The organism is Luteimonas sp. gir (assembly GCF_037198055.1).
GTDB classification, from domain to species: domain Bacteria; phylum Pseudomonadota; class Gammaproteobacteria; order Xanthomonadales; family Xanthomonadaceae; genus Luteimonas; species Luteimonas citri_A.
The window spans coordinates 18,801-29,489 of record NZ_JBBAXQ010000015.1 but is presented as its reverse complement, the minus strand read 5'-3'; the positions used below and the strand labels follow the sequence as shown (position 1 = coordinate 29,489).

At 67.6% G+C, this 10,689-nt stretch carries 12 protein-coding genes; 6 read left to right on the top strand and 6 right to left on the bottom strand.

Translation table 11 applies throughout. From position 1 onward, the window contains the following. Positions 1-70 precede the first annotated feature (70 nt). Both WAF18_RS15795 and WAF18_RS15790 read right to left on the bottom strand, forming a co-directional pair. Positions 71-1,336 (bottom strand): HipA domain-containing protein, encoded by a 1,266-nt coding sequence (locus tag WAF18_RS15795; RefSeq protein WP_337245954.1) that lies wholly within the window; start codon positions 1,334-1,336, stop codon positions 71-73. A gap of 13 nt (positions 1,337-1,349) precedes the next feature. Continuing rightward, on the bottom strand, positions 1,350-1,673 hold the full coding sequence (locus WAF18_RS15790; RefSeq protein ID WP_337245953.1) for a helix-turn-helix transcriptional regulator: 324 nt from the start codon (positions 1,671-1,673) through the stop codon (positions 1,350-1,352). Positions 1,674-1,903: 230 nt separating this feature from the next. Between WAF18_RS15790 and WAF18_RS15785 the strand changes: the two genes are divergently transcribed. The 3 genes from WAF18_RS15785 (at position 1,904) to treA (ending at position 5,673) form a co-directional block, all read left to right on the top strand. Next, positions 1,904-3,100, top strand: coding sequence for a winged helix-turn-helix domain-containing protein (locus tag WAF18_RS15785; RefSeq protein ID WP_337245952.1), 1,197 nt, complete (start codon positions 1,904-1,906; stop codon positions 3,098-3,100). Positions 3,101-3,187: 87 nt separating this feature from the next. Further along, positions 3,188-3,979, top strand: coding sequence for a transglutaminase family protein (locus tag WAF18_RS15780; protein WP_337245951.1), 792 nt, complete (start codon positions 3,188-3,190; stop codon positions 3,977-3,979). Between the two features lie 50 nt (positions 3,980-4,029). Next, the gene (gene treA / locus WAF18_RS15775; protein WP_337245950.1) at positions 4,030-5,673 is read left to right on the top strand and encodes an alpha,alpha-trehalase TreA; all 1,644 of its coding nucleotides are present in this window, start codon (positions 4,030-4,032) and stop codon (positions 5,671-5,673) included. A gap of 9 nt (positions 5,674-5,682) precedes the next feature. Here treA and WAF18_RS15770 read toward each other — a convergent pair whose 3' ends face one another. Together WAF18_RS15770 and WAF18_RS15765 are read right to left on the bottom strand one after the other, a co-directional pair. Beyond that, complete coding sequence (locus WAF18_RS15770; protein WP_337245949.1) at positions 5,683-6,795, bottom strand: catalase family protein; 1,113 nt, start codon at positions 6,793-6,795, stop codon at positions 5,683-5,685. A gap of 46 nt (positions 6,796-6,841) precedes the next feature. After that, the gene (locus WAF18_RS15765) at positions 6,842-7,666 is read right to left on the bottom strand and encodes an alpha/beta hydrolase (protein WP_337245948.1); all 825 of its coding nucleotides are present in this window, start codon (positions 7,664-7,666) and stop codon (positions 6,842-6,844) included. A 189-nt stretch (positions 7,667-7,855) separates the two neighbouring features. On the opposite strand from WAF18_RS15765, the gene WAF18_RS15760 reads away from it, so the two are divergent. Further along, positions 7,856-8,389 (top strand): hypothetical protein, encoded by a 534-nt coding sequence (locus WAF18_RS15760; protein WP_337245947.1) that lies wholly within the window; start codon positions 7,856-7,858, stop codon positions 8,387-8,389. Between the two features lie 25 nt (positions 8,390-8,414). On the opposite strand, the gene WAF18_RS15755 is transcribed toward WAF18_RS15760, so the two are convergent. Beyond that, entirely contained in the window at positions 8,415-8,852 is a 438-nt protein-coding gene (locus tag WAF18_RS15755; protein ID WP_337245946.1) for a hypothetical protein, read from the bottom strand. A 169-nt stretch (positions 8,853-9,021) separates the two neighbouring features. Between WAF18_RS15755 and WAF18_RS15750 the strand changes: the two genes are divergently transcribed. Then, positions 9,022-9,309 carry a helix-turn-helix transcriptional regulator gene (locus WAF18_RS15750; protein ID WP_337245945.1) on the top strand — a complete coding sequence of 96 codons (288 nt, stop codon included), beginning with the start codon at positions 9,022-9,024 and terminating at the stop codon, positions 9,307-9,309. A gap of 183 nt (positions 9,310-9,492) precedes the next feature. Continuing rightward, entirely contained in the window at positions 9,493-9,762 is a 270-nt protein-coding gene (locus WAF18_RS15745) for a hypothetical protein (protein WP_337245944.1), read from the top strand. 109 nt (positions 9,763-9,871) lie between these two features. On the opposite strand, the gene WAF18_RS15740 is transcribed toward WAF18_RS15745, so the two are convergent. Further along, positions 9,872-10,582, bottom strand: coding sequence for an outer membrane beta-barrel protein (locus WAF18_RS15740; RefSeq protein ID WP_337245943.1), 711 nt, complete (start codon positions 10,580-10,582; stop codon positions 9,872-9,874). Positions 10,583-10,689 lie beyond the last annotated feature (107 nt).

Here is a 10,689-nt window from a genome sequence, read left to right as displayed (position 1 = left end):
AGGATCGACGATTCATTGCCGACGGCTCGGCGGTTGATGCTGGGCAGCGCTGCCTCCCACTTGCACACACTTAGAGATATTTCGACACCTCGGCCATTCCGATGTCACTTGCACGGCGGAATGCGGTCGCCACGTCGTCGCAGTCCTTGGCGGACACTTCGAACGCCTCGAACACGGTTCGCCACGTCCTCACGATCCCCACCACGGTGTCGATCAACTGGGCTGCCCGTACCCGGGTCAGCCCGAAGTCCCCATAGCCGGCAATTGCATTGTCCAGGGTCGCCTTTCGGCCGTTCGGGCCCACCCCAAGGTGCAAGGTACGCGCCGTTCCGACCTGCGGTTTGGGCACCACGTCGTACAGGGGGCTCAGATTCCACGCCCCGTCGTCATGCACAAATGCGTGGTTTCGCAGGTGGTCATCATCGTTGGTGACCAGAATATTGAAGACCATCCGCGAGAACAGCTCTTCGCGCTGGGCGGTCACTTGGCCCTCGGCCCCCCATTGCTCGATCACCCTGACGATCTGGGCGTAGCTGGCATCCGGGGAGTCCTGTTCCGTCAGGCCCAGCATCGTGAGCGCACTGACCATATGTTTGCGGCTCATTCCATCAGCAACCGGGATGCGGTCGAAGCGCTCGATCAGCATCACCTGCCGGCCATCGGCCAGAGTCTGCAGTTCGGTCCTGGGCACAGACAGTCCCGCCCGACGTGCCAGCTCCAGCGTGGCGCGCTCGACGCTGGGCACGTTGAAGCGGTCCCGGATGGACGGGAACTTGGCAATCCACTCGATGCCTTGGTGGAGCACAGTGGCCTTGGGACGTGCGCCACCCAGCGACGGCGCACCGGCAAAATAGTTCGCAAGGTGAGCCGGTACCGGCAGACCTTCCTCAACCCGTTCCGATGCATCGACCAGATACTGCAGGTCGATGGTTGACGGCAGGCGCGGGTGATGTGGCGGGCTGTCCACTGCCACGCGCACATCCAACGCACCCACCCGGTTGCTGCCGGCCTCCAGCATGTAGACCGACTCGGGCAGGCTGTTGGCGGGGACTTCCAGACGGTTCTCAATCACGCGCCGCCCCCAGTCGTCGGGGGTGGCATCGCGCAATGCCCCGAACATTGCCAAGCCATTCACAGGCAGCAGGCGCTCGCCGGCGCGCTCCAGTGGTAACGAAACCGGATCCACAGCAATCGCATGCGGCTGACGACGCGCCACGTAGCGTGTGCCGTACTGGAACTGAGACGCTTGCAACTCCGGCCCCAGCTCGGTCAGATCGAGCAGGCCGGCCGGCACCGCAGTCACCTCACCGGGGAGGTACGCAAACACATAGGGCATGGTCGACCTCGGCTCAGAAGTCCAGGTCAGAAGGCTTGCTACGGATCGGCCGCTTGGTCTTTGTGCCCTCCAAGATGGCCTCGGACACGGGGTCCCGCAGTTGGTCGAGCTTCGACAGCAGCCCCAGACGTTCGAAGGCGGAAAGCCACGTGCCCAGGGCGATGTTGACGCCACCCTGCTCGAGCCGGTTCATGGTGGCAGGGCTCACTCTGGCGCGTTCGGCCAGACTTTCCTGGGTCCATCCGCGTGCCAGACGGGCATTCTTGACCATCTGTCCCAGATGCTTGGCAGTCTTCTGGGCCGCAAGCGTGGCGTAGTCGGTCGTGCTCCGGCGCATATCTGTCATAAATTATAGGAAACAAGCCAATCCTATCATTTATGACAGGATGGAGTGGGTGCCAGGGCGTTGTACCGCACTCATTAGTCACTCTCGAGACTCGGAACAGAAGAACGCCGCCATAGCGCCAGGCCGCGGACAGGCCCAGAATTTGGGCAACAGGTCGATATCTCATCCCCGCAGAAGGCGACGCGACCCACCCAGAATGGCGAAGCGCCACTTGTCCGGCCATGACGATCCAGATCTCCAACGTAGCGGCAAGGCGGCTGTTTCTCGCGCGGCAAGGGCTTGCCGCGCCGCCGGGTCGGGCGTTGTCCAAGTCGGGCCTGCTGCAGCTCATCACCGATCTGGGCTTCGTGCAGGTGGACAGCATCGGCACGGTGGAGCGTGCCCACCACCAGATCCTGTTCTCGCGCAACCAGACCTACCGGCGCGAGCATCTGACCACGCTGCTGGAGCAGGACCGGGCGCTGTTCGAGCACTGGACGCATGACGCCTCGATCCTGCCGACCGCGTTCTATCCGTACTGGAAGCATCGTTTCCGCCGCCGCGCGCCGATCCTCCGCGAGCGCTGGCGCAAGTGGCATGGGGACGGCTTCGACGCGGCATTCGAAGACACGCTGGCGCACATCGAGGCCCATGGCCCAGTGCTGGCGCGGGACTTGAAAGCGGCCGGGCACGCGTCCGGCGGTTGGTGGAACTGGCACCCGTCCAAGACCGCGCTCGAGTATCTCTGGCATACCGGCAAGCTCGCGATCGCCGGCCGTGTGAACTTCCAGAAGATCTACGACCTGGCCGTGCGGGTGATTCCCGCCGAGTTCCACGAACGCGAGGTCGGCCCTGACCAGTTCGTCGACTGGGCGTGCCGGGAGGCCTTGACGCGGCTGGGCTTCGCGACGCCCGGCGAGATCTCCGCGTTCTTCGACCTGGTGTCGCCGCAGGAGGCCCGGGACTGGGTCGCGCGTCATCGCGACGCACTGTGCGAGGTCTCGCTCGTGTCCATCGATGGCGAACGCGCGCGGCCGTCCTATGCCTTCGCCGACTTCGCCGCCGAGTTGCAGGATGTGCCCGAGCCGCCCGCCCGCGTCCGGGTATTGAGCCCGTTCGATCCGCTGCTGCGCGACCGCAAGCGCACCGAACGGCTGTTCGGCTTCCACTACCGCATCGAGGTCTTCGTGCCGGAGCCCAAGCGGCAGTACGGCTACTACGTCTTCCCGCTCCTGGAGGGCGACCGCCTGATCGGCCGGATCGATATGAAGGCCGAACGCAAGGGCGGCACGCTGGATGTGCGTCGGCTGTGGCTCGAGCCCGGCGTCCGGGCCTCGGCTGGCCGCCTCGACAAGCTCGACGCGGAACTGGCGCGACTGGCGAGGTTCACCGGCGTGGAGCACGTGCGTTACCTCAAAGGCTGGCGCAAGGCGCGCTGAGGCTTTTGCGTGGCGGCGCTGGCATGGCCGGGACGCCGCCACGCGCGCTGCACGCCTGCCGGGCTAGCGTGGCGCTTTGAAGACGGGATGCCGCGCATGCGTCTGCTGGCCGGTTGCGAGATCGTGGTCGAGGCCGAAGACGACTGCGCGGTGGTCGCGATGCTGCGGCCGCGCAGCGGTGATGCCCAGTGGCTGGTCAGCGAAAGCTACACCTTCGAGCCGGATGTCCGGCCGACCGAGCACGTCGATCCGTTCGGCAACCTGTGCCAGCGCCTGATCGTTCCCCGGGGCCGGATGCGGCTGCGGACCGAGCTCGAAGTCGAGACCGAGCGCACGCTTGCCGTCGCGCCCTGGGCGCTGCCCACGCCGGCCTCGCTGCTGGCCGATGCGACCCTGCAGTACCTGCTGCCCAGCCGCTATTGCCCCTCCGACCGCGCGTTCGAGCAGGCCCAGGCCATTGTCGATGCCGCACCGCCGGGCGCCGGACCTGTCGGCGCGATCGTGGCGTGGATCCGCCGCCACATCGTCTATCGCTACGGCGTCAGCGATGCCTGCACCGATGCGCTCGACACCATGGCGCACGGCGCGGGGGTGTGCCGGGACTTCGCCCATGTCGGGATCATGCTGTGCCGCAGCCTGCGGATTCCGGCACGCATGGTCGTGGGCTATCTGCATGGGCTTGAACCGATGGATCTGCATGCCTGGTTCGAGGCCTACCTGGACGGACGCTGGTACACCTTCGACGCCACCCAGGACGCGCCGCGTGGCGGCCGCATCGTGGTTGCGTATGGCCGCGACGCGGCCGATGTCGCTTTCCTGACCAACTACGGCTGGCTGCGGACGGTCGAGATGCAGGTCTGGGTCGGCGAGAAGACCTGAGCGCGATGGCGATGCGACACTGCCCGCAGTCCCTGTCGCGGAAGACCGCCATGTCGCGCGTTCCTCTTGCAACTCGCACCGCCGCCTGTCTGCTGTCCGCATTGCTGGCCGCCTGCACGTCCATCGGCCCCATGACGGCTGCGGAGCCTGCGCAGTCCCCGGGCGCCCATCCCGCACCGGTCACGCCGGATGTCGGCTGGCCGAAGACCTTCGCCGCGGTGCAGGCCGCCTGGCTGTTCGAGGACCAGAAGACCTTCGCCGACGCGGTGCCGCGGCGCGACCCGGCGCAGATCGAGGCGGCCCTCATCGCCGCCCGCGCCCGCCCGGGCTTCGACCTGCGCACGTTCGTGGACACCCACTTCGTGCTGCCCGCACCGCCGCCCGGCACGCCGGTCGACTGGCAGCCGACGCTGCGCGCGCATATCGATGCGCTGTGGCCGCTGCTCACCCGGCCGCGCCCCGCGCCTGTGCCACACGACAGTCTGCTGCCGCTGCCGCATGCCTATGTGGTGCCGGGCGGGCGCTTCCGCGAGATCTACTATTGGGACTCGTACTTCACGATGCGTGGTCTGGTCGAGAGCGGCCAGAGCACGGCGTCGCGGGCCATGCTCGACAACTTCGCCCAGTTGATCGACGACTGGGGCCATGTGCCCAATGGCAACCGCAGCTATTACCTCAGTCGTTCGCAGCCGCCGTTCTTCTCGCACATGGTCGCGCTCGAGGCACGCGACGATCCTGCGTTGGCGGTGCGCTACCTGCCGCAACTGCGCCGCGAGCATGCGTACTGGATGGACGGCGCCGAGCGGCTCGCGCCTGGCGAGACGGCGCGGCGTGTCGTGCGCCTGGCCGATGGGCGCCTGCTCAATCGTTACTGGGACGACCGCGAGGTGCCGCGGCCCGAATCGTTCGAGCAGGACCGCCAAACCGCGGCCGCGGCCACGTCACGACCTGCCGCCGAGGTCTGGCGCGACCTGCGCGCCGGCGCCGAGAGCGGCTGGGACTACTCCAGCCGCTGGCTCGACGATCCGATGCGGCTGGACACGATCCGCACCACGACGGTCGTGCCGGTGGATCTCAACAGTCTGCTGCATCACCTGGAGTCGACGATCGCCAAAGCCTGCGAACAAGTGCGGGACGCGGACTGTGCGCAGCGCTATTCGACGATGGCCGACGCGCGCGCCGAGGCGATCGCGAGGCATCTGTGGCATGCCGACGGCTACTACGCCGACTACGATCTGCGCGCGAAGCAGCCGCGTGCGCAACTGACCGCGGCGGCGCTGTTTCCGCTGCATGCCGGCATCGCCTCGCCCGAGCGCGCACGCCGGACCGCCGAGGCGGTGCGGCGGCAATTGCTGCGCCCGGGCGGCCTGGTCACCACCGCAGTCGACACCGGCCAGCAGTGGGATGCGCCCAATGTCTGGGCACCGCTGCAATGGATCGCGGTCGACGGCTTGCGCCGGTATGGCGAGCACGCGCTCGCACACGACATCGCGCGCGGCTTCATCGGCAATGTGCAGACGGTGTTCGACCGCGAGCGCAAACTGGTGGAAAAGTACGACGCCGACGGCGCGCTGCAGGGCGGGGGCGGCGGCGAGTACCCGCTGCAGGACGGCTTTGGCTGGTCGAACGGCGTCACGCTCGCACTGCTGGCGCTGTATCCGGAACTCGAGCGCATCCCCGCCCAGACCGATTGACGCTTTGCGTCAGCGGTCAGCCGCGCGTGCCGCCACGAACGGGCAACCGGGATGCAGGGTGACGCCATTCTTGCGGGCGCGGAAAGCCTGCGAGGCGGCGTAGGCCGAGCGCCGCAGGCGCATCAACTCGCCCAGCGGGCGATGGGCTTCCAGCCCGTGCCACGGACTGAAGCCCACCCCGGTGTCGATGGCCGCGCTGCGCTCGGGCGTCCACGCCGGCTGCGGCGGTGCGATGACGCGGGCCACGGTGCGGAACGGGCTGCGCGCCTCGTCCCAGCGCGCAGTGGCATCGTCGACCGGCATCTCCTTGAGCGAGGTGCACAGCTGCGCGCGCAGTTCCCATTCGCCGCCCTGTGCGGCGAAGAACGCGATCACAGCCTCGCGCAAGGCGTCGTCGTCCGACAGGTCGAGACGGGTATCGGTGAGTGCGCGCAGCGAGGTCGAGACTGGAACCAACTGCAGCTTGGCGATGTGATCGCCGTGGCGCAGCGGCAGTTGGGTGAAGAACGACTCGCCGAGGATGTGATGCGGTGGCTCGCCGCCCATCGCCTTGAGCGTGGCGCTCTCTCCACCCATCGCCTCCAGGCCGCGCTCGGTGCCGCGCAGGATCGCCGAGATGAGCTTCTTGGTGCGGTCCATGCGGTCGGTGGTCTTGGCCAGCAGCTTGAGGCTGCGCAGGAAGGCGCGTCCATTGGGGGCGTTGAACTGCGGGCCGTTGACCAGGATGAAGTCCTGCGCGCCCGGGCCATCGCTGCCGTCGAGACGGGCGCCGGGCACGTCGCAGATCCGAAGCGCGATGCCGCGTGGCGTGGAGACGCGGTCGGCGAGCAGGTCGCCGGGCGTGGTCGACAGCCGCATCACGGCAGGGTGGCGTCCCGGACGCGCGAACAGGCCCTGTGCCAGTTCGGGCGACAACCCCGCCGGCACCTCGACGACGGCAGACAGCAAGCCGTGGCTCTTGGCATGCACCGCGCGCAGGCCCTGGCCTTCGTCTTCCCAGGTCTTGCGCGAGATCGACAGCAAGACCTCGTCGAGTTCGGCGGCCAGCGCCGCTTCGTCGGGCCCGGGCTGCGCGAGCGCTGGGTCGTAGCGTTGGAACGCCGCTGGACGGGGGATGGACATCTGGGCTCCTGGCGATCGAAACGAGGCTCGCGTCGCGTGGACACTGTCAGCGCGCAAGGAAATCCAGCAGCACGCGGTTGAAGGCGTCGGCGTGACTGACGTTGAGACCGTGCGGCGCGTCGGGCACTACGACCAGCGCACTGTCCGGGATCGCCGCGTGGGTCCGCTGGCCGGAGCCTTCGAACGGCACGGTCGCATCGCCATCGCCGTGCAACACGAGCACCGGCACGGTGATCGCCTTCAGGTCGCTGCGGAAATCGGTCGTCGCAAACGCCTCCATGCATCCCAGCGCCGCGGTCTGGTCGGATTGACGCGCCAGCGCGATCGCTTCCTGGCGCTGCGCCTCATCGACCTTGAGCGTGCCGTCGACACTGAAAAACTGGGTTGTGAACTCGTCGAAGAACGCGTCGCGATCGCGTTCCAGACCGGCCCGCATATCGTCGGCCTGCTCCTGGGGCAGCGGGCCCTCGGGGTTGTCCTCGGTCTTGAGCAGATACGGCGGCACCGCGGCCGCGAACACGGCACTGTGGATGCGCGCCTCGCCATGGCGGGCGAGGTAGCGGGCCACTTCGCCGCCGCCCATCGAGAAGCCGACGAGCGTGACCTCGCGCAGATCCAGATCCTCGAGCACGCCGGCCAGGTCGTCGGCGAGGGTGTCGTAGGTGTAGCCGTCGTCCGGTTTTTCGGAGCGCCCAAAGCCGCGACGATCGTAGGCGATCACGCGATAGCCCGCCGCCTGCAGCGGACCGACCTGCGCCTGCCACGAGGCGGCCGACAACGGCCAGCCATGGATCAGCACGACCGGGCGACCGTGACCGCCCGAGTCCTCAACATGGAGACGTACACGGGATGAAGACGGCGCACTGGTCATGGCGAGACTCGACATCGAGGAAGAGGACGCCATGCTGCGCAGGCGCACCCGACGCGGACGTGAAGCCGCGGCGCCAGTTGCACATCACGTGCGGGCGTGCAGATCGCGTCATCGCCCTGCATGCAAGTCACGGCGCTTTGATCGGCGCGCTCCTAGCCTGCGGATGTCTTCCCTCTCGGAGTCCGTCCCATGAGTACGATGTCTCCGGTGACCGGCGAGGTATCCGACAGCAAGGTCGCCGCAATCTTCGACAGCGAGCACACCGCCCGGCGCGTCGCCCAGCAACTGCAGGCCGAACGCGGTTTCAAGGCCTCACAGGTCAAGGTGGTCACCCGCCACGACCGCCAGCCAGGCCGCAAGCTCGAGCCCGAGAACCGCGGCATTCTGCGCACCTTGATCATCGCGCACTACAAGCTGGGCCTGGCGGGCCTGGCGATCGGCGCAGTCCTGTTCGGCGTGCTGTATGCGGCCAGTGTGCCGGCGGTGATCAATTCGCCATGGTTCGCCGGCGGCCTGATCATCGGCTACGGCGGCGTGTTCGGGTTGATGGTCGGTGGCCTGGTGACCTTGCGCCCCGACCATGATCCCTACCTGTTCAAGGTGCGCGAGGCATTGGCCGAAGGCCGTGCGGCGGTCGTGGTCCACGCATTCGATGCCGCCGAGCGCGACCGTGCCAGCGAGGCACTGTCGAGCGCCAGCGGCGAGACCATCCGCACGCTGTGACGCATGGCCGCACCGGCGGCTGCGATCAGGCCCCGACCGGAACGCCCTGCGTTTCGGCGAGGTCGCTCGCCAGCCGACGCGCGATCTGCGGATGCTCGTTGTAGAAGGCAGCATTGCCCGCAAGTTCGCGCCAGATCTCGGCATCGGTGATCAGCCGCGCCGCGTGTTGCGTGACCTCCGCGATCTGACGCGGTGCGGGCGCAGTCCGCGCCATCGCCAGTTCGAGCAGATGCAGCAGCGCGCGCGACTGCGCCACGCAGATCTCCGCCTCACGCAAGGCGAGTTGGCCCAGCATCTGCATGCGGCCTGCATCGAGCGTGGCCACGCGGGCGTCGGCAAGGACCGCGTCGGGCGTGCCTGCGACGAGATCGAGAAGCTGTCGCAACGGCCCCTGGGTGGATGCGCAGCGCGCGATGTCGTCGAGGCGCGTTCCGCGACGCGCGGGATGGCGGGCTTCGTCCATGGTCGCTCTCCTTGAGATCGCCGCCGGCAAGCGGCGCGCCGTGCCCGCATGCCGCGCGTGGGCGCAGCGACATGCGAGCAGTCACGCCCAAACTACGTTTAACGTAGTATCGGAGTCAAGCGACGTTTCGGAAGCTTCCCGACGCCGAAGTCCGGGATGCACGACAAGCGTGGCTGCCAAGGAACCCCTGCCTGTCTTCAGCCGTCGGTTGCGCGAGGCGCGCACCGCGGTGGGCCTCTCGCAGCGCACGCTGGGGATCGAGGCCGGGCTCGACGATTTCGTCGCCAGCACCCGGGTCAACCGCTACGAGACCGGCGTGCACCAACCCGATCTGCAGACCTTTCGCCGCATGGCCGAGGTGCTCGACCTGCCGGTGGCGTACTTCTATGCCGACGACGATGCACTCGCCGGCTTGATCGCCGACCACCATCGCCGTGGTCGCACGTCGACGCGCTGAACGCGCGTCACGCCGCAGGACAGCCTGACGTCTGCACGTGCGGTCTGCGCCCCCAGGCTGCAGGCCTTGCAGACGGATCGCTGCATGGTTCACGCATCGCCGATGTGTGCATTCGCACAATCGCCTGCATCCCCCTACCTCCCTGCGCTCGCGCGCACGGACGCCTGTTCGAGGACGCAATCGATGAACAACAGTTTCACTCTGGAGTACGACATGAGCCTGCGCCTGTGGGTGCTGCGGCAGGATGGCTCGGGGCGCCTGGTGGCCTCGTTCCTCAGCCGCCAGAGCGCCACCGAAGGCTCGACGTTGCGCGATCTCATCGGCCCGAACGCGCGTCTGCGGATCCGCAACGCCGACGGCAGCTATCAGGACGGTCTCGCTGACAGGCTCGACCCCGCGCTGTCGACATCGCCGACCACGCGTACCGCATCATCGCTGCACCTGGCGCGCTGAGTCGCGCGCACGACGCACGCAAGCGCCGCAACGCACATGGGCGCCCAAGGGCGCCCATGTGTCACACCCATCGATGCGGACCGGGCAACGCCCGGTCCGCTATCCGACCTTAGAACGCGTATTCGGCCGTCAGACCCAGCAGCGCGGTCGAGCGCTTGGGACCTTCGAACTTCACACCGGTGACCGGATCGCGCAAGTCGCCGGACTTGGCGCGGAAGTAGTCGTAGTGCAGACCGACGCTGAAGTTCTCGGTGGCGTTCCAGCCCGTGCCGACACCGGCATACCAGCTGTTGCGACCATCGCGGCCGCCGCTTTCCAGACCCAGATCCTGACCGACGTCGTTGTAGTAGCGCGAGTTGTTGTCCGAGGCGCGGAAGAAGCCGCCACGCGCACCCACATACCACTCCGGGGTGATGTTCAGACGCGCGTTACCACCGGCGATCCAGCCGCGCAGTGCATTGGTGTCTTCGCGCTGGTTGACGCTGTCGTCGCGGAACGCGTTCTTGACCACCAGGTTGCCCAGGTCGGTATAGCCGCCTTCCACGCCCAGGCCGAAGTTCTGCGCCAGCTTCCAGCGATAGCCACCGACCAGGCCGTAACCGGTCTTGCGGCCGTCGCGGCTCTCGAACACGTTGAAATCGCCGGTACCGAAACGACCGGCCGTGCCACCGTCCGTACGACCGACGTTACCGGCGATAAAGGCATTGCCCTGGCCGACCTGCAGGTCGGGGCGATAGGTGTCGCCCCCCATGCTCTGGGCGAATGCGGACGGGGCACACAGGGCGGCAGCGATTGCGGCGGAGATCAGGACAGTTTTCATTGGGGGGCATTTCCTTTTTTCTTGGACACGCAGCGCGCGTATCCGTGGACATACGGGGTTGGGGGTGGCCCCGCGGGGCGCAGTAGAGACTTGTTTGCCTGAAGCGC